Here is an 18,956-nt window from a genome sequence, read left to right on the forward strand (position 1 = left end):
GCGGACCGGCACGGTGGCGGGCCACCCGCGGAGGGCACCCCCTGCACGCCTGATCGCTCAGAGCGAACACCCCCTGGGGAACATTCGGCGGCTCACAAGCATTGAGTCCACATAGCTCAACTTGCCTGCCGAAGGGGAGATCATGACTAACGAGTCCAAGGCGTTCACACCGATCGACCTGCCCGTGCTGCCGCTCGACGACGAGGTCGTCCTGCCCGGCATGGTGGTGCCGCTGGACCTGTCCGACACCGAGGTGCGCGCCGCCGTCGAGGCCGCGCAGGCCGCCGCCCGCCCCGGCGGCGGCAAGCCCGAGGTGCTGCTGGTCCCGCGGATCGACGGGACGTACACGGGGACCGGTGTCCTCGGCACCGTCGAGCAGGTCGGACGCCTGTCGGACGGCGATCCGGGCGCGCTCATCCGGGCCCGTGACCGGATCCGCATCGGCGCCGGGACCAGCGGCCCCGGGCGGGCGCTCTGGGTGGAGGGGACCGTGCTCGACACCGCCGCCCCCGACCCCCTGCCCGGCTCCGCCGCCGAGCTCGTCAAGGAGTACAAGGCGCTCGCCACCAGCTGGCTGAAGAAGCGCGGCGCCTGGCAGGTCGTGGACCGGGTGCAGCAGATCGACGACCTCTCCGCCCTCGCCGACAACTCCGGGTACTCGCCCTTCCTCACCACCGCGCAGAAGGTCCGGCTCCTGGAGACCGTGGACCCCGTCGCGCGGCTGAAGCTCGCCATCCAGTGGCTGAGCGAGCACCTCGCCGAGCAGGATGTCGCCGAGTCCATCGCCAAGGACGTCCAGGAGGGCGTCGACAAGCAGCAGCGCGAGTTCCTGCTGCGCCGCCAGCTGGACGCCGTACGCAAGGAGCTGTCCGAGCTCAACGGCGACCCGGAGGACGAGTCCGACGACTACCGGGCCCGCGTCGAGGCCGCCGGTCTGCCCGAGCACGTCCGTACGGCCGCGCTCAAGGAGGTCGAGAAGCTGGAGCGGGCCAGTGACCAGTCTCCTGAGGGGTCCTGGATCCGCACCTGGCTGGACACCGTCCTCGAACTGCCGTGGAACGAGCGCACCGAGGACGCCTACGACATCCGCGGCGCCCGGGAGGTCCTGGACGCCGAACACGCCGGCCTCGCCGATGTGAAGGAGCGGATCACCGAGTACCTCGCGGTGCGCAAGCGGCGTGCCGACCGGGGGCTCGGTGTGGTGGGTGGCCGCCGTGGTGGTGCCGTCCTCGCCCTCGTCGGGCCGCCCGGCGTCGGCAAGACCTCGCTCGGGGAGTCCGTGGCGCACGCCATGGGCCGTGAGTTCGTCCGGGTCGCGCTCGGCGGTGTCCGGGACGAGGCGGAGATCCGGGGCCACCGGCGTACGTACGTGGGCGCGCTGCCCGGCCGCATCGTGCGGGCGATCAAGGAGGCCGGTTCGATGAACCCGGTCGTCCTGCTCGACGAGATCGACAAGGTCGGCTCCGACTTCCGGGGCGACCCGGCCGCCGCCCTCCTCGAAGTGCTCGACCCCGCGCAGAACCACACCTTCCGCGACCACTACCTGGAGGTCGAACTCGACCTCAGCGACGTCGTCTTCCTGGCCACCGCCAACGTGCTCGAAGCCATCCCCGAGGCCCTGCTCGACCGCATGGAGCTGGTCCGGCTGGACGGCTACACCGAGGACGAGAAGGTCGTCATCGCCCGGGACCACCTCGTGCCGCGCCAGCTGGAGCGGGCCGGTCTGGAGAAGGACGAGGTCGCCCTGGAGGAGTCGGCGCTGCGCAAGCTGGCCGGCGAGTACACCCGCGAGGCGGGCGTACGGAATCTGGAGCGGTCCGTGGCCCGGCTGCTCCGCAAGGTCGCGGCCCAGCACGAACTGGGCGACCGCGAGCTGCCGTTCACGGTGACCGACGCCGACCTGCGCGGCCTCATCGGGCGCCCGCACCACGTGCCGGAGTCCGCCCAGGACCCGGCCGAGCGCCGCACCGCCGTGCCGGGCGTGGCCACCGGGCTCGCGGTGACCGGGGCGGGCGGTGACGTCCTCTTCGTCGAGGCGTCGCTCGCCGACCCGGAGACCGGGGCGTCCGGACTGACCCTGACCGGTCAGCTCGGGGACGTCATGAAGGAGTCGGCGCAGATCGCGCTGAGCTTCCTGCGCTCGCACGGAGCGGAGCTGGAGCTGCCGGTCGCCGACCTCAAGGACCGGGGCGTGCACATCCACTTCCCGGCGGGCGCGGTCCCCAAGGACGGCCCGAGCGCCGGTATCACCCTGACGACCGCCCTGGCCTCGCTGCTCTCCGGACGGCTGGTCCGTACGGATGTGGCGATGACCGGTGAGGTCTCGCTGACCGGCCGGGTGCTGCCGATCGGCGGCCTGAAGCAGAAGCTGCTGGCGGCCCACCGCGCGGGCATCACCACCGTGGTGATCCCCCAGCGCAACGAGGCCGACCTGGACGACGTCCCGGCCGAGGTGCTGGAGAAGCTGGACGTCCGCCCGGTCACCGACGTCCGCCAGGTGCTGGAGATCGCCCTCAGCCCGGCTTCGGCCCGGACGGAGGAGAGGATCCCGGCCGCGGCCTGAGCGCCACGCTGTGACGGGCGCGGCATCAGGTGCGTGGCCGGTACGGACGGCCCGCTTCCCGAGTCGACGGGGGGCGGGCCGTCCGGCGTGTACGGCTCCGCGTGTACGGGGCCGTGCGGCGCTCGTACGGCGACGCGGTGCCTGTACGCCGACACGGTGCCCATAGGACAACGCGGTGCCCATAGGGCGACACGGTGCTCAGGGGCGGTAGATCGTGCCCGGCTCCGGCACGGCCGGGGCCATCAGCTCCGGGACGGTCACGAAGGTGTAGCCGTCCTTCTGGAGGGCGTCGATGATTCCGGGCACCGCGGGCACGGTGCCCTTGTATATGTCGTGGAGCAGGATGATGCCGTCCTTGCTCGCCTGGTCCAGGATCCGCTCCGTGATCAGCGCGGAGTCGTTCGTCGAGTAGTCCTTGGCGGTGGCGCTCCACAGCACCTGGGAGAGGCCCAGCTCCTTGCTGATCTCCGAGACCGTGTCGTCGGTGCGGCCCTGCGGCGGGCGCATCAGCCGGGGCTTCTTTCCGGTGATCTCCTCGATCGCCACCTGGGTCTTCTCCAGCTCGGCCCGTATCGCGTCCGGCTCCTGGTCGGTGAGGATCTTGTGCGTCCAGGTGTGGTTGGCCACCTCGTGGCCCTCGTCCTGGAGGCGCCGCACGGTGTCCGGGTGCTTGACGACGTGGTTCTTGCCCAGCAGGAAGAAGGTCGCGTGGACCTTCTTCTCCTTCAGGATGTCCAGCAGCTCCGGGGTGTCCTTGCCCGGCCCGGCGTCGAACGTGAGGGCGATGCACTTCGCCTTGCGGCAGTCCGCCCGCCCGAAGGAGCCCTTGGCGTCGGACGCCGCGTCCTGCCGCGCCGAACTCGGAGCCGTCGTCTCCATCGAGCAGCCGCTGAGCGCCAGTGTGAGCGCCGTCACCAACGCGGCGGCCAACCCGCCACCGAGCAAGGTCGTCTTCTTGGGCACGGCACACCACTCCTCTGCGCGGAATATCCGCACAGGTGTGCGGTACGCCGAGGACTATACATAGCGGGTATACGCGCAGTGCATAGTGGGGTGCGGGATGGCGCGGAACCCCGGTGACCTGGGGCGCGGCCACCGAGGCGGGCTCGGGTGGGGCCCACGGCCGGCGGCCGTCCGGCAGCTCGCCGGCCGTGTTTTGAAGCGGGTCACCCGGAGCGGGTCGACGGCGACGCCACGCGCGCGGACCCGGCATACGGGACGGGGTCTGGTCGCCGCCGTTGATCCACGCCTGCGAAATAATGGCCGAGCTGCGGCGTCGACCGGCCGTGGAAGGAACTTTCATCGGCAGGAAACCGTACGAGGGGTGCTGACGTGCACGGGAGCAAGAGCGTGCGGGAGCCGGGCGCGACCGACGGAGCTGGTGTGGACCAGGAGTTCCTGGCGCTGGAGCGCGAGCTGGCGGTCTTCCTGCGCCGCGCGCGGGCCAGTTCGGGGGAGATGGCCCGCGAGGTCCACCCCGAACTGGAACCCGCCGCCTACGGTCTGCTCGTCCGCCTGGAGTCGGCCGGCCGGCAGCGCGCCACCGAACTGGCCGCCTACTTCGGCGTCGGCAAGGCCACGATGAGCCGCCAGCTGCGGGCCCTGGAGAACCTCGGGCTGGTCGCCCGCGAACCCGACCCGGCGGACGGCCGCGCCTGGCTCGTCCGGCTGACCGACGAGGGCCTGGCCCGCTTCCGCAGCGTCCGCGACGCCCGGCGCGGGCGGTACGTCCGCAAGCTGGCGGACTGGGACCGGGCCGAGGTGGCGGAGCTGGCCCGGCTGCTGCACCAGCTGAACGCCCGCGCGGAGGCCTGAACGCGCGGAAGCCTGAACGCGCGATGGCCTGAACGCGCGAAGGCCCTGAACGCGCGCGAAGGCCTGAACGCGCGAAGGCCCCGCGTCACAGCTCCACGAAGACCGCCGTCGCGTCGTCGTGCGTCTTGCTCCCCCGCAGCCGTACGCGCCCGGCGGCGGCGTCGGCCTCCTCCAGCTCCCGTACCCGGTCGATCAGCCCCTCGGGCCCCGCCTCGCGGACCAGCCCCAGCAGGGCCGTCCAGTCGCCCTCGTGGAACACCTCCGTCCACCGGCTCGCCCCGTCCGTCAGCGCGGTCAGCGACCGGACCGCGTCGGCCGGGACGGTGCCGGTCACCGCGCGTGAGGCCACCGCGGGGTCGGCGGCGGCCGTGAAGAAGCCGCCCTCCTGGTTCCGCAGCCGGCTGTCGACGAGCGCCGCCGAGGCCAGTGAGCCGGGCGGCAGCCGGTCGAGGCGGTCGTCGAGGACCGGCCGGACCGTGCCGTCCGGGGCCTCCAGTAGGAGCACCGCGTCGGAGAGCACCAGGTACTCGATCGCGTGTTCGCTCCAACGCGCCAGGGCCACGGTCGCCTGAGGCGTACGCACGTGAGAAAGGTCACAGGTCGACCGGTGGGCGTCGGCGGTGCGCCGGATGGACGCCGACAGAATCTCGGCCAGGTCCATATCTCGCCGTGAACCCGACAGTTCCACCAGCGCGCCGCCCAGCCGCTCGGTGAACCAGGGCACGGAGTGCACACAACCGTCGTCCCCCTTCGGCGGCGTGACGCCGTCGAGCACCACCAGCACCCCACCCTGGCCGGGCCCGGAGAGGGCGGTGGATGCCCAGTCCTCGTTGGGGCGTTCGGGATCACCGGGGACGGTGACGAGTCGGAGGGTCATGGCGCCAGTCTGCACGAAGCCTTCATAAGACGCGCACGGGAGCGGTTTCCAGCCGTACCAGCAGGTCAAAGCGGGCCCGGTACGCGGAGGCGAAGGCTCCGGGGGAGTGCGGGCGGGCATCCTGCCAAAGGCTGCGCCGAACTTCCACCCCGTGCCCTATGCATGGTCAGGGGCGGCCCTGGGGAGACTTGTTCGCCAACTCATGAGTGATGTTCACTCGTTCGAGTGGCGGAGCGGTTGATGCGCGTCCCCCTCTCAAAAGCACTGGAATGGTCAGAAGCCGTACCAGGAGCGGGGGGTCCTTCTACGTGACCGAGCGTCACCTCTGCTTCAAGGGTGGACGAGTCAAGATTGCGAGCACCGGTGCAGAAGAAGCGGCCGCGGAGCAAGGGCAGCACGCGCGACGGTTCCGGGGCGACGCCTCCGGCCCCGGTCGCCGACAAGCGGACCGTACGGGTACGGAGCCGGCTGGTCGCCGGAGTCGCCGTCGTCGGGGTCATCGTCATCGCGGCGGGCGCTCCCGCCGCGCTGAGCGCCTCCTCCGACCTGGCCGAGTCCCAGCGGCTGGTGACCCTCTCCGAGCTGAACCGGCAGGCCGTCACTCTGGCGCACTCCCTCGCCGACGAGCGGGACGCCGTCACCGCGTACATCGCGGGCGGCCGCGCCGATGACGGCAAGGGCGGCGCCGAGAGCCGCCGCACCCGCACCACCCGCGTCGACCAGCAGATCGACGAGATCCACGGCCCGGCCCCCGCCGCCCTGCGCCGCGACCTGTCCACCGTGCCGTCCCTGCGCCGGGACGCCCTGACCGGCAAGGGCTCGGCGCTGGAGGCGCACCAGGCGTACTCCGAGGTCATCGCCAAGCTGCACGGCATCTCCGCCGAGCTGGCCGAGAGGACCCCGCCGCGCGCCGCCGACGCCACCCGGGCCCCGCTCGTCCTCGGCGGCGCCGTCGAGCAGGCCTCCGCCACCCGCGGGCTCCTCCTCGCGGCCCTCGCCGTACCGAGCCCCGAGCCGGCTCCCCCGCAGATCGACCCCTTCACCGGGCTTCCGGTGGAGACCCAGGACGACGAGGCCAAACGGGCGGACCGGGCCCGCGACGAGCTGAGCGCCGCCGCGCAGCAGGCCCGGGTCCGTGAGCTGGCCTCGCTCGCCGAGTTCGACCAGGCGGCCAACCCCGTCGCCCGCGACAAGCTCTCCGCCACGGTCACGGGCCCCGAGGTCAACAGCGCGGAGAAGTACCTCACCCGCCTCACCGACCGCCCCGAGCTCTCCGAGAGCGAGCGCGGCACCGACGCCAAGAAGCTGGAGGCCGCGCTCTCCGCCCGGGTCGACCGGATGCGCGGCGTCGAGTCGGCCCTCTCTACCAACCAGGTCCAGCGCCTGGAGGGGTTCCGCGACGACGACGTCACCGCCCTCGAACTGAGCCTCGCCCTCCTCGGCGGCTGCTTCCTGCTCGCCGTCGGCGTCTCCACCGCCGTCGCCCGCACCCTGACCCAGCCGCTCGCCGTCCTGCGCATCGGCGCCGCCCGCCTCGCGGAGGAGCCCGAGAGCGCCGAACCGGTCCGCTACACCGGCCGCAACGACGAGTTCGCGCAGGTCGTACGGTCGATGAACACGCTGCACGGCAAGTTCGCCGCGCTGCGCCAGGAGTTCACCGGCCGCGTCGACAGCCTCACCACCGAACGCTCCGGCCTGATCTCCGGCCGCGAGACCCTGGCCCAGCAGCGGTCCGAACTCCAGGACCGCACCGCCGAGCTGGCCACGCAGCTGGAGCGGCTGAAGAACACCGTCCACCACACCTTCGTCAACCTCTCGCTGCGCAACCTCGGTCTCGTCGAGCGCCAGCTCGGCGTCATCGAGAGCCTGGAGGAGCGCGAGCAGGACCCGGAGCGCCTCGCCACCCTGTTCAAGCTGGACCACATGGCCACGGTCATGCGCCGGCACAGCGAGAACATGCTCGTCCTCGCGGGCGCCGAGCACGGCCACAGCCACGCCGGGCCGATCCCGCTGGTCGACGTGGCCCGCGCGGCCGTCAGCGAGATCGAGCGGTACGAGCGGGTCACCATCCAGTCCCTGCCGCCGCACGCCCAGATCGCCGGGTTCGCCGCCGACGATCTCAGCCACCTCCTCGCCGAACTCCTGGAGAACGCGACCTCCTTCTCCCCGCCGGACTCCCATGTCGAGCTGTCCGGCTGGCTGCTGGAGACCGGTGAGGTGATGCTCTCCGTGCAGGACGCGGGCATCGGTATGTCGAGCGTCCGCATGGGCGAGCTCAATGCGAGGCTGGCCGACCCGGCGTCGTTCGACGCGGGGGGGCGGACCATCGATGCGCCCGGGGCCGGACTCGGCCTCCAGGTCACGTCGCTGCTGGCCGCCCGGCACGGTGTGCGGGTCCAGCTGCGCGAGCAGAAGGGGAGTGGAGTGGCGGCTGTCGTCGTCCTGCCGCAGACCCTGCTGCCCAACTCCCTGCCCGCCTCCTCGCCGCCCGCCGTGCAGCTGCCCGGCGAGGGCCCGGCGCTCACCCTGCCGGGCTCGGTGGCCGAGGCCAACTCCAACGCCCTGCCGAGCCGTACGCCGGCCTCGCCGACGCCGCCCGAGGCCACGGACGAGCCGGCCGCCGAGCCCGGGGCGACCCCCGAGTCCGGGGCCGTTGCGGAGGCGGGGTCCGAGCCGGTGTCGGAGCCGGTGTCCGAAGAGACGTACGAGCCCCGGCCCGAGCCCGCTGCGGAGTCCGCCGCCGAGCGCGAGCAGGCGGCCGACGAGGCCGCCGAGCCGGTGCGGGAGCCTCAGCCCGAGCCCGCCGCTCCCGAGCCCGCCGTCGACCCGATGATCGCCGCTGCCGAGCGGGCGATCCGCGAGGCCGCCGCGAAGGCGTCCGAGGCCGCCGGGGCGCCCGAGGGCCCCGAAGCCACCGCCGTACCGCGGCAGCAGAAGCCCGAAGCGGACGCGCAGGCAGACGTGCGGCCGAACGCCCAGGCTGATGCGTCGGCGGGCAGGACCGCCGAGCCGGACTCCGAGATCACGATGCAGGTCCGGCTGCCGAAGCCTCCGGCGGACCCGGCCGACCAGGCGCCCCCGGAGCCCCCGGCCGAGTCGGCCGACCCGCTGGCCTCGGACACCCCGGCCGCCCCGGAGCCCCCCGCCGCCCCGGAGCCCGCCGCCCCGGAGACCCCGGCCACCTCCGAGGTCCCGCAGGCCTCCGCCCCGTACGTCACCGACCCCGCCCCCGACCCGTACGCCATCGGCCCCGACCGCCACGAGCGCCCGGCCGACAGCGGTCCCGGGGACCAGGACCAGGACGGGTCCGCGTTCCGCCCCGCCCCCCGTGCCGAGGCCGCCGCCGACACCGTGCCCGGACCCCGCAAGCCGCCGGCCGCGCGGGTCACCGACAAGGGGCTGCCCAAGCGCACCCCCAAGGTGGTCCGGCCCGAGGGTGCCCCCACCACCGGGCGCACCGGCAGCCTGGACAGGGACGACCTGCGCCGTCGGCTGGGCAGCTTCCACCAGGCGGCGAAGGAGGGCCGGCGCGATGTCGAGGCCGAGATCGCCGAGTCGGCCGGGCCCGGCACCCTCGCCGGCCACGGGGGCGTAGCCACCGGCCGAACCGGGCACGAGACCACCACCGCCGCCGCCCACGCCACGGGCGCCGCACACGACGCACGCACCGCACACGGCACAGGGACGACCGAGCAGACCGGCGGCCGCACGGACCGCCGGAACGGAGAGACGGGGGACACAGTCGAGGAGGCACGCAGTTGACTGCGCCCAGCACGTTCGGGCTGAGCACCGAAGCCCGGAACCTTCACTGGTTGCTGAGCAATCTCGTGGAGGAGGTGCCAGGGGTCCACTCGGTCACCGTCGTCTCGTCCGACGGGCTGATGCTGCTCTCCTCCGACCCCGGCCATCACGAAGCCAAGGCGGCCGGGACGTCGGACGGCCCCAAGGGGTCCAGCGCCGACCTGGCCACCATCGTCTCCGGCATCGGCTCGCTCACCGTCGGAGCCGCGAAGCTGATGGACGGCGGCGGCGTCAAACAGACGATGGTCGCCATGGACGAGGGCAGCGTCTTCGTCATGTCGATCAGCGACGGCTCCCTCCTAGGCGTCCACGCCACCCCTGACTGCGACATGAGCGTCGTCGCGTACCACATGGCCCTCTTCGTCGGCCGGGCCGGACACGTCCTCACCCCCGAACTCCGCAGCGAGCTGCGCAAATCGATGGAGAGTGCCCAGTGACGACCGCCGCAGCCGAGCCCTCTCCCCGCCTCCCCGTCCGGGGGGCCGACAAGCGCCCCGCCCGGGTCCGTCCGTACTCCCTCACCGGAGGCCGCACGCGGTTCGGGCACGTCCTGCTCGTCGAGACGTTCGTCGCCGCCCTCGAAGCACCCGAGGAGCGCCGTGAGCTGACCAACGGCAACCTGGCCTCGCGCGTCATGCCGGAGCTCCAGGCCATCGTCGAAATCTGCCGCCGGATGCGTACGGTCGCGGAGATCTCGGCCCTGTTGAAGATGCCGCTCGGAGTCGTCCGGGTGCTGCTCAGCGACTTGGCCGACCAGGGAAAGATCCGCGTGTACGGAACCGGTCACGGCACCGGTCAGCCCGACCGCGCACTGCTCGAAAGGGTGCTCAATGGACTCCGCCGTCTCTGAGGCGCCGCTGTTCGCCCCGCGCCAGCCGGGGCCCCAGGACCAGGCGGAGGAGTCCCTCCAGGCCTGGCAGCTCGACCACACCCGCGCCCCCACCGCGACCAAGATCGTGGTGGCGGGCGGATTCGGCGTGGGCAAGACGACGTTCGTCGGCTCGGTCTCCGAGATCACGCCGTTGCAGACCGAAGCGCTGATGACCCAGGCCAGTGAGGAGACCGACGACCTCTCCGCGACGCCCGAGAAGACCACCACGACGGTGGCCATGGACTTCGGCCGGCTCACCCTGGACGACGACCTCGTCCTGTACGTCTTCGGCACCCCCGGCCAGCAGCGCTTCTGGTTCATGTGGGACGACCTGGTGCGCGGCGCGATCGGGGCGGTCGTCCTCGCCGACACCCGCCGGCTGGAGGACTGCTTCCCCGCGCTCGACTACTTCGAGAGCTGCGGGCTGCCGTACGTCGTGGCGGTCAACCACTTCGAGGGGACGCCCGGATACGAGGCGGAGGACGTCAGGGAGGCCCTGACCGTACCGCCGCACGTCCCTGTTGTGATCATGGACGCGCGTAACAGGATCACGGTCGTCGAGTCGCTGCTGGCCCTGGTGGGCCATGCTCTCGACGTCACCCCCGCGTAGGTCGCACAGATCGCCTCGATCAACCCAACGGAGAGCCGCGATGCGGAAGATACTCATAGTCGGAGCCGGTCAGTCCGGGCTCCAGCTGGCCCTGGGGCTGCAGTCCAGAGGCTACGAAGTCACGCTGATGTCCAACCGCACCGCCGACGAGATCCGCACCGGCCGGGTCATGTCGACGCAGTGCATGTTCCACACCGCGCTCCAGCACGAGCGGGACTACCAGCTGAACTTCTGGGAGTCCCAGGCCCCCAGGATCGAGGGCCTCGGCGTCTCCGTCGCCGCCCCGGACTCCTCGCGCGCCGTCGACTGGGTCGGCAGGCTCGACGGGTTCGCCCAGTCCGTCGACCAGCGCGTGAAGATGGCGGGCTGGATGGAGACCTTCGCCCAGCGCGGCGGACAGCTCGTCATCCACGGGGCGGCCGTCTCCGACCTGGACTACTTCTCCCGCACCTACGACCTGGTGATGGTCTCGGCCGGCAAGGGCGAGCTGGTCTCCATGTTCGGCCGGGACGCGGCCCGTTCGCCGTTCGACGCCCCGCAGCGCGCACTGTCGGTCGCCTACGTCCACGGCATGGGCCCGCGCCCCGAGCACCCGGAGTTCGACGCGGTCCGCTGCAACCTGGTGCCGGGCGTCGGCGAACTGTTCGTGATGCCGACGCTGACCACCTCCGGCCGCGCCGACATCCTCTTCTGGGAGGGCGTCCCCGGCGGCCCGCTCGACGCCTTCCAGGGCATCAAGGACCCCTCCGAGCACCTCGCCAAGACGCTGGACCTCATGGAGAAGTTCACGCCGTGGGAGTACGCCCGCGCCACCAAGGTCGAGCTGACCGACGCCAACGGCACCCTCGCCGGCCGTTACGCCCCCACCGTCCGCAAGCCGATCGGCCGGCTCCCCGGCGGCGGTCTGGTCCTCGGCGTCGCGGACGTCGTCGTGGCCAACGACCCGATCACCGGCCAGGGCTCCAACTCGGCGTCCAAGTGCGCCAACTCCTACCTGGACTCGATCATCGAGCACGGCGACAAGGAGTTCGACGCGGCGTGGATGCAGGCCACCTTCGACCGCCACTGGGAGAGCGCCCAGCACGTCGTGAGGTGGACCAACGCGATGCTCGGCGCCCCGCCGGAGCACGTACTGAACCTGATCGGCGCGGCGGGCCGGCTCCAGCCCGTCGCGGACCGCTTCGCCAACGGGTTCGACGACCCGGCGGACTTCGACAACTTCTTCTTCGACCCGGAGAAGACGAACGCGTACCTGACCTCGGTCTCCGGAGTCTGACCGGCCGCGTTCCCCCCCTGTCCCAGCGGCCGGACCCGCACCGCCGGCCCGGCCGCTGGACGCCCCGCGTGCCCGGGACCTCCCGGAGGGCGGCTCATGGGCCGCACAGACCGCCCGCCTGCTCCGTCCGGTGACTGGGTAACCTTCGCAGGGAGCCGACGGGGGAGTACGGCCTCGCACGGAAGTGCCCTCCTGCCATGGAGACTTGCCGGTCCGACGGCGGTCGGGCGCGGCTGTGGACCCAGGGAGCACGCGTGCGCGAGGAGCACCGCACACCACCACAGGACGGAAGCGGCGGCGACGACGAAGTCGGCTCGCCGGCGGACGAGACCTCGGACGCCCCGCCGGGGCGCTGGTGGATCACGCCGGCGGTGTTCGGCGCGGCGGCGGCTCTGCTGGCCCTGGCGGCCTTCTCGCCGTGGTCCTGGGGGCTGTCGGAGGAGTTCGGCACCGCGCCCTGGTGGATCGCGGTCCCCGCACTGGTCGCGGCGGTGGTGCTGGTGGGCGGCTTCGGCACCCCCCGTACGGTGCGGTGGGCGATGGCCGCGGCGGCACTGGCGGCCTGCCTCGGTCTGTTCGCCTTCGCCAGGAGCCCCGCCGAGGAACTGCCCTACGCCCCGCGGCCGTACCAGTTCCTGGCGGCCGACCCGCCGCGCCCGGCCGCCGCGTTGGCGGCCGCCCTGGCCTGTCTGGCCGCGATCGGGCTGTGTGTCCTGCTGACCCGCCGGCAGGACTCCTGCCTGCCGCCGCCCGTTCCCGGGGGGACCAGGCGGCGGGCGCAGCGGCTGCTGGCGGTCGTGGTCGGCGGGGCGCTGGTGGGGTCGCTGCTGAGCGTCGGCGCGGACCAGGTGGCCCAGGGCGCGCAGCGGGCGCTGGCCGACGAGAAGAAGCCGGTGTTCGACGCGACCTCCCAGACCCTTCCGGAAGAGCGACGCGGCAAGGGGCATGAGATATCGGCCGCCGAGCACCACGAGCCCGTGCCCCACCTCAAGCCCGAGAAGACGCTGTGGCGGAAGAAGCTGCCGGGCCCGGCGGAGTTGACCACCTGCCTGCTCGACCGCCCCGAGCACGACGGCTGGCGGGTGGACCGGAAGCATCAGAACGACCCGTTGGTGACGCAGAGCACGCTGGTGGCGGTGGAGTCCGTCGCCGGCGGGAACGCGGTGGTCGGCTACGACACGGCCGACGGAAGTGAGCGCTGGCGCTACACGGTCCGGGACACCGAGATCACGCTGCCCTACCTGAGGAAGACCTACACGGCCGACTCGCGGCTCGGTCAGGTCGGCGTCTCCGACTTCTGCCGTGTGCACGTGGTGGTGGACCCCCTCACCCTGGTCACTCTCGACGGCTCCAGCGGGGAGGTGAAGAACACCACCCAGCTTCCCTCACCGGCGACTGCGAAGAAGAAGCGGATCCGCAACTGGAACTTCGTGACGGAGAGTGACTACTCCTATGGCGAAGAGGACGAGGAGGCGCAGTGGCAGCCCCTGGTCCCTCTGGGGCACGCGGACCAGATCTATGTGCAGTCGAGCTGGCAGCTCGTCGAGGTCGACCACTGGACCGGCAAGGTGCTGGCCGTGACGAGGGAGAAGGAGGACTGCTTCCACCTGGCCACCCATGAACGCAGAAGCGCCCGCACGATCAGCACTCCGCTGGTACTCGCGCAAGGCTGTACCCCGCCTCACTACACCCGGATCCCGGAGCTGCCGTCCGACCAGGAGCGCGGCGTGCACGCGACCGAGCTCAAGTACGACGGCCTGAGCCGCCTGATTTCGCACCGGCAGGACACGATTCCCCGGCTGGGCTGCCGGCAGGCCCCTTACATCACTGACTTCCGGAACGGTTCGAAGGGCGCGTTGGTGGTCGGGCGCTGGTGTGACGACTACGACGGACCGCTGCTGACGGGCGTCGACGACCACGGTGCCTGGGACACCGTGGTGGAGCTCCCCAAGGACACCGAGCTGCCCCTGCGCCCGTACGCCTCGGGGCTCGGCGACGTCCTCTGGCTGAGCCACGGTTCGCTGTACCGCCTCGAGCCCTTCCGCGACCGTACCGACGGACAGGGCTCCTACCAGAAGCTGTACTCGGGGGACGGGGAGCCGCTGGAGGCGTTGGTCTACCCGGCGAACGGGCATTACGGCGCCATCGTCGGGTATCCCGCGGCCTTCTACGCCATGACCGCCTCCGGCACCCTGCTGACCCTGACGTACGGCGCGAAGAAGGGCAAAGAGGACGGCGCGGTCGCCGAGGTGGCCGGCAAGCTGGTGAAGGCCGCGGGCGCGTGCGCCGGGACCAGGGAGCTGCTGGTGGACCGGGCCGGCGTGAAGCTGCTGGCGCTGTGCGAGACCGAGGAGGGCACCGAGGTCACCGCCATCACCGGCGAACGCCTCACGGAGGCGGAGCACACCTACCCGCAGGGTGGGAACCACAAGCAGTACGTGAGCCACTGACCGCCCCGCTCCGAAAGGATCAGCGAGAAGCCCCGGGGGCGGCGCCGGAGCTGTAACCCGTGTCGGCCCCGTCCGTCGCACCCGCCGGCAGCTCCGGACGCCTGTACGTGGACAGCGGTACGCCGCCGGGGTCGGGGCGGACGGCTCCCAGCAGCGGGTTGGACGCCACCGGGGAGACCTTCACCCTCGTGCCGGGGCGCGGTGCCTGGACCACCAGGCCGTCGCCGATGTACAGCGCCACATGCGTCGCCTTGGGGAAGTAGATCACCAGGTCACCGGGGCGCAGCGAGGAGACGGGCACCCTCGGGAGCTGCCTCCACTGCTCCTGGGAGGTGCGGGGGATCGGCCGGCCCGCCGCCGCCCAGGCCTGGGACGTCAGCCCGGAGCAGTCGAAGGAGCCGGGGCCCTGGGCGCCCCACACGTACGGCTTGCCGATCTGCCGGACCGCGTACGCGACGGCGTCACCGCCCTGGCGCGTCGGTGGCCGGGTCGAGCTCAGCGCCCCGGAGGCGACCAGTTCGCGCTGGGCCGCCTCCACGCCCCGCTGTTCGAGCCCGGCCAGCTGGGTCAGCTGCCCGGCGGAGAGCGTGGCCAGCAGCGCCTCCACCTTCTTCAGCTTGCCGTGCACGGTGTCGCGCTGCTTCTTCTGCCGCGCGGCCAGCTTCTTCTGCTGGTCGACCGCTTTGCGGGAGGCGGCGGCCAGGGCGTCGGCGCGGCGGGCGTCGTCGCTCAGACGTTCCACCGTCGCCGCGCGGCTCGCCGCCACCCGCTCGATGACATGGCTCTGGTCCAGGGCGCGCAGGGGGTCGCGGGCCAGCAGCAACTGGAGGTAGGCGGAGAACTGGGTGTGCCCCTGGTACTGCTCCCGGGCCAGCCGCCCGGCGTCGTCCCGGCTGAGTTGCAGCGCGGCCCGTGCCTTCGCCAGCTCCGCGTTCACCTTCTTCGCCTGCGCGGTCCGCTGCTTCAGCTTCTCGGCGGTGGCGTTGTAGGTCTCGCTGGCCTCCTCCGCCTCCTGGTAGCGGGTCTGCAACTCCCGCAGGAGGGTCGCTACGTTGCGGGGAGCCCCGGCCTCGGGGGCGGCCAGTGCCGTCTCCGCGTCGACCTCGGCTGCTTCCCCTCCCCCTTCCCCGTCCTCGTCGGCCGTTCCGAGGCCCGCCCCGGGGTCCGCGTCGTCGTCCACCGGTGGTGCCGCGTCCTGGGGGCGTACGGGTTCCTCGGACGGTACGGGGCCGGGTTCGGCCGGTGCGGCGGTGGCGGGGGAGACCGCGAGGGCCGTGGCGAGCGCGGTCGCGCAGACCGCGCGCAGGAGTCTGCCTGACACGACATCACCTCCGTGACGGAGACGGGGCCCGGAGACCGGACCCGTCCATAAGTGAGCGAATCTGATTAATCCGGTCACTCGGTGTCAGGTGATGCAAGGACCGCACGGCGTGCCGTCCGGGGATGCCCCGGACGGCGGTACCGCTGACGGCTCTGGCTCAGGCCACCGGGAAGGCGTAGAAGGACCTGTCCCGCTGGACGACGACGTTCCCGCCGACGGCGAGGGTCCGGTACGGGGCGCTCACCGTGGCCCCCTTCGGGTCGGCCACGCCGATGTCCTGGAACTTCCACAGGCGCTCCCCGTCGGCCGCGGAGAACGCGGTGACCTGGGTGGCGTCGGAGGCGAGCAGCGTCCTGCCGCTGCTGCTCAGGGTGAGAGCGGGGGCGTTCCCGATGCCCGGCACCTCCGTCGAGCGCCGCCAGACGAGGCGCCCGCTCTCCCGCTCCACCGCGCCGACCTGCCGGTCGCGTTCGGTGGTGTGGAGGAAGGGCCCGGCCACCAGCGGGGTGCCGAAGGCCGAACCCGCCGTGCCCTCGACCCGCCACAGCGGCTTGGCGGTGTCCGCCTCGAACGACTGGAGATCGGCGCCGACCCCCACGTACAGGATCCCGTCCTCGTCCCCCGTGACGGCCGCCTCGGGTCCGGCCGTGCCGTACTGCTTGGCCCACCGCAGCTTGCCGGTCTGCTGGTCGAAGGAGCGGATGGAGCCCTTCCCCTTGGCCGCCTTGACCTCGGCCGCCGTCAGGGTGACCGCGTCCTGCCGTACGAGGAGATCGGCCGAGCGCTCCGCGACGACCCGGTAGAGGGGCGTGCCGGGGGCGCGGCCTGCCGGTACCGGCGTACGCCAGAGTTCGGCGCGCCGGACGATGTCGTACGCGAAGAAGTGCGCCTGGGCGACCTGCCGGTCCGGCGCCTGCTTCTTGCCCTTCTTCGGCTTGGGCGCCTTCACGGTGACCGTGCGCGAGCCGGTGAACCAGATGACGGACCCGGAACGGCCCGCCAGCCGCCCCACCTGGAGGTCCGGCAGGTCGGTGAAGCCGTCCGCGTACCGCACCCGGTGCACGACCGCCCCGTCCTTCGGCGCGAGCCAGAGGAACTCCGTCGGGCTCGCCACGAAGCACAGGTCGCCGGCGGGCAGCGCCGCCTGGCCCTTGGCCGCGTCCGCGCGCTGCCAGACCCGCTTGCCGGTCCGCAGGTCGACGGCGCTCGCCTGGCTCTCGCTGGTCACCACCAGCAGCCGGTCCCCCCAGAGCGCGGTGGTCAGCGGGGAGGACTCGGAGGCCGGATGGGAGTAGGTCCAGCGCGGCTCGGGGGGCCGGCCCGGGAGCGTACGGCGCGGCTTCGGCGCGGGGGGCTTGTCGTCGGTGGCGGCCACGCTCTCCCCGCCCCCGATCGCGGCGACCGAGCCGCCGCCCACGACGAGCCCGCCGACCGCGGCGGCCGCGATGGCGATCAGGGTCCGGCGGCTGGTGGCGGAGCCGGGCGGAGGGGCGGGTGCGGGCGGCAGGGGCAGCTCCACCATGGGGCCGTTCTGGGGGCCGCCGTTGCTGTGGGGTCCGCTGTGGCCGCCGTGGCCGCCGTTGCCATGGCCGCCGTTCGAGCCTTCGCTTCGGCCGCCGCTCTGGCCTGCGGAGCCCGGGAGCACCGCGGCCGGGTAGGGGGCCGGGCTGCCGTGGGGCTGGTGGCCGTGGTCCTGGTGGTGGCCCGCCGACGGGAGGCCGGGGGAGGCGGGGAGCGAGGGCGCCGACCGGGCGGGCGGGGGCGTGGCGGGGGCGTGGCCCGGGGCCGGGGCGTGGGCCGGGGCGTGGGCTGGGGGCAGCCCGTGGGGGAGGGCGAGCTGGGTGGTCGCGCGGTCGGACTGGGACGGCTTGGGGCCGGTGTTGAGGAAGCGGGTGGTGCCTCGGTCCTCGCCGATGTCTCCGGTAGTGGTGCCGGTGTCAGTGCTGGTGGTGCCGGTGCCTGTGCCGGTGCCGGTGGTGGTGGTGCCTGTGCCTGTGCCGGTGGTGTCTGTGCCTGTGTCGGTGGTGCTGGGCTTGCTGCCGTGGGACTGGGGGCTTGTGCCGGTGTCCTGGGCCTTGCTCGTGGTGGGTGCCGGGAGCCGTGGGTCGGTCGGGGGCCGCGTGGCTGCGGGTGGGGCGGCCGGTGTCCCTGCGGGGGCGTCGGCCGGTGCGCTCGCGGCGGTTTCGGCAGCGGCGTCGGAGAGGGGGGCGGTGACCGTGCTCGCGGGGCCTTCGGCAGCGGCGTCGGTCGGGGGTGCGGCAGCCGTGCCCGCCGGGCTCGCGGTGGCCGCGCCGGTCACCGCGCCCGCAGGCCGTGCGTCCTCGGGCTCCTCGGCGGGCCGCGCGTCCTCCGGCTCCTCCGTGGGCCGCGCGTCCTGAGGGGCGGCGGGGACAGCGGCGTCGGCGGGGACAGCGGCGTCGGCCTCCTCCGGCACCTCCAGCGCCCGCACCCGCGCCTCCTGGTCCGCCACCGCCGCCGCGAGCCGTTCGGGGAGCCAGCCGCCCCGGGCCAGGCCCGCCGCGCCCTCCAGGGCCAGTTGGGCGGCGACCGTACCGGCGGTGGGCCGCTCGGCCGGGTCCTTCGCCAGGCAGCCGGCGATCAGCTCGCGCAACTCCTCCGGTACGGCGTCCAGTTCGGGGTCCGCCTCGGCGATCCGGCGGGCGGCCTCCTCGGCCGGGCCCTCCGTGAACGGGGTCGTCCCCGTCGCCGCGTACGCCAGCAGCAGCCCCAGCACGAACAGGTCGGACGCCGTACCGGCCTCCTTGCCCTCGACCTGCTCCGGAGTGAGGTAGCCCAGGCGGACCGAGAGCTGCCCGCCCGGCCTGGCCTCCGCCGCCGCTGCCGCGCCCAGCGGGCCGAACGCGGTGAGCCGGGGCCCGTCCTCGGCGAGCAGCACCGTGCCCGGGGCGAGCCCCTGGAGCGCGGAGCCGCCCGCGTGCACCCGGGAGAGGATCTCGGCGATGCCCGCGCCCAGGACCCGCAGGGCGCGCTCCGGCAGCGGACCGGCGACGCCGATCGCCTCGGCCAGCGGCAGCGCGGGGACGTACTCCGTCGCGGTCCGCAGCCGGTCGTCCTCGCCGGTCTCCAGGAGCGGGGTCACCCAGCCGCCCGCGAGGCGTTCGGCGGTGCGGGCCTCGGCCTGGAAGCGGCGCCGGAAGGCCGGTACGGCGGCGAGCGCGGGGCGGGCGGCGGTGACCACGGCGAGCTCGCCGGTGCCGGTGTCCCGCGCCACGTACTGCACGGCGCTCGCGGCTTCCTGGAAACGGGCCAGCACGGTGAAGCGGCCGAAACGGCGTGGATCTTCGCTACGCAGCGCCTCCATGGCGCACCCCCCTTGTGACCGTCCTTCGGCACCCGAGTGACCCGTCCCTC

Annotated in this window: 12 protein-coding genes; 8 read left to right on the forward strand and 4 right to left on the reverse strand. The window is 73.1% G+C overall.

Annotation, left to right across the window (positions count from 1 at the left end; genetic code table 11):
- Positions 1–142 precede the first annotated feature (142 nt).
- Positions 143–2,563, forward strand: a complete 2,421-nt coding sequence (gene lon, locus AB0917_RS11870) for an endopeptidase La (RefSeq protein WP_366819356.1) — start codon at positions 143–145, stop codon at positions 2,561–2,563.
- Between the two features lie 198 nt (positions 2,564–2,761).
- Here the strand turns inward: lon and AB0917_RS11875 are convergent, their stop codons facing one another.
- The gene (locus tag AB0917_RS11875) at positions 2,762–3,526 is read right to left on the reverse strand and encodes a polysaccharide deacetylase family protein (RefSeq protein ID WP_366819357.1); all 765 of its coding nucleotides are present in this window, start codon (positions 3,524–3,526) and stop codon (positions 2,762–2,764) included.
- Between the two features lie 369 nt (positions 3,527–3,895).
- Here AB0917_RS11875 and AB0917_RS11880 point away from each other — a divergent pair, with 369 nt between their 5' ends.
- Positions 3,896–4,378 (forward strand): MarR family transcriptional regulator, encoded by a 483-nt coding sequence (locus AB0917_RS11880; RefSeq protein ID WP_366819358.1) that lies wholly within the window; start codon positions 3,896–3,898, stop codon positions 4,376–4,378.
- A gap of 85 nt (positions 4,379–4,463) precedes the next feature.
- On the opposite strand, the gene AB0917_RS11885 is transcribed toward AB0917_RS11880, so the two are convergent.
- Positions 4,464–5,255: a protein phosphatase 2C domain-containing protein gene (locus AB0917_RS11885; protein ID WP_366819359.1), complete on the reverse strand. Its 792-nt coding sequence runs from the start codon at positions 5,253–5,255 to the stop codon at positions 4,464–4,466.
- A gap of 363 nt (positions 5,256–5,618) precedes the next feature.
- On the opposite strand from AB0917_RS11885, the gene AB0917_RS11890 reads away from it, so the two are divergent.
- The 6 genes from AB0917_RS11890 (at position 5,619) to AB0917_RS11915 (ending at position 14,263) form a co-directional block, all read left to right on the forward strand.
- Positions 5,619–9,017 (forward strand): nitrate- and nitrite sensing domain-containing protein, encoded by a 3,399-nt coding sequence (locus AB0917_RS11890; protein WP_366819360.1) that lies wholly within the window; start codon positions 5,619–5,621, stop codon positions 9,015–9,017.
- Positions 9,014–9,493: a roadblock/LC7 domain-containing protein gene (locus tag AB0917_RS11895; protein ID WP_366819361.1), complete on the forward strand. Its 480-nt coding sequence runs from the start codon at positions 9,014–9,016 to the stop codon at positions 9,491–9,493. The genes AB0917_RS11890 and AB0917_RS11895 overlap by 4 nt, the downstream gene beginning before the upstream one ends.
- Entirely contained in the window at positions 9,490–9,906 is a 417-nt protein-coding gene (locus AB0917_RS11900) for a DUF742 domain-containing protein (RefSeq protein ID WP_015611323.1), read from the forward strand. The genes AB0917_RS11895 and AB0917_RS11900 overlap by 4 nt, the downstream gene beginning before the upstream one ends.
- A complete protein-coding gene (locus AB0917_RS11905; RefSeq protein WP_366819362.1) occupies positions 9,887–10,537 on the forward strand; it encodes an ATP/GTP-binding protein in 651 nt (216 codons plus the stop codon). Before AB0917_RS11900 ends, AB0917_RS11905 begins: the two co-directional genes overlap by 20 nt.
- Positions 10,538–10,577: 40 nt before the next feature.
- Positions 10,578–11,813 (forward strand): styrene monooxygenase/indole monooxygenase family protein, encoded by a 1,236-nt coding sequence (locus AB0917_RS11910; RefSeq protein ID WP_366819363.1) that lies wholly within the window; start codon positions 10,578–10,580, stop codon positions 11,811–11,813.
- Between the two features lie 254 nt (positions 11,814–12,067).
- Positions 12,068–14,263: a hypothetical protein gene (locus AB0917_RS11915; RefSeq protein WP_366819364.1), complete on the forward strand. Its 2,196-nt coding sequence runs from the start codon at positions 12,068–12,070 to the stop codon at positions 14,261–14,263.
- A 19-nt stretch (positions 14,264–14,282) separates the two neighbouring features.
- On the opposite strand, the gene AB0917_RS11920 is transcribed toward AB0917_RS11915, so the two are convergent.
- Positions 14,283–15,584 (reverse strand): C40 family peptidase, encoded by a 1,302-nt coding sequence (locus AB0917_RS11920; RefSeq protein ID WP_366819365.1) that lies wholly within the window; start codon positions 15,582–15,584, stop codon positions 14,283–14,285.
- A 157-nt stretch (positions 15,585–15,741) separates the two neighbouring features.
- The gene (locus AB0917_RS11925; protein WP_366819366.1) at positions 15,742–18,906 is read right to left on the reverse strand and encodes a PQQ-binding-like beta-propeller repeat protein; all 3,165 of its coding nucleotides are present in this window, start codon (positions 18,904–18,906) and stop codon (positions 15,742–15,744) included.
- Positions 18,907–18,956 lie beyond the last annotated feature (50 nt).

The sequence above is a fragment of the Streptomyces sp. NPDC007346 genome (assembly GCF_040703535.1).
Lineage (GTDB): Bacteria > Actinomycetota > Actinomycetes > Streptomycetales > Streptomycetaceae > Streptomyces.

Excerpts from the sequence above, each read along its gene's own strand:
- AB0917_RS11905 (WP_366819362.1), top strand. The coding sequence starts at position 9,887 with ATGGACTCCGCCGTCTCTGAGGCGCCGCTGTTCGCCCCGCGCCAGCCG.
- AB0917_RS11910 (WP_366819363.1), top strand. The coding sequence starts at position 10,578 with ATGCGGAAGATACTCATAGTCGGAGCCGGTCAGTCCGGGCTCCAGCTG.
- lon (WP_366819356.1), top strand. The coding sequence starts at position 143 with ATGACTAACGAGTCCAAGGCGTTCACACCGATCGACCTGCCCGTGCTG.
- AB0917_RS11925 (WP_366819366.1), bottom strand. The coding sequence starts at position 18,906 with ATGGAGGCGCTGCGTAGCGAAGATCCACGCCGTTTCGGCCGCTTCACC.
- AB0917_RS11885 (WP_366819359.1), bottom strand. The coding sequence starts at position 5,255 with ATGACCCTCCGACTCGTCACCGTCCCCGGTGATCCCGAACGCCCCAAC.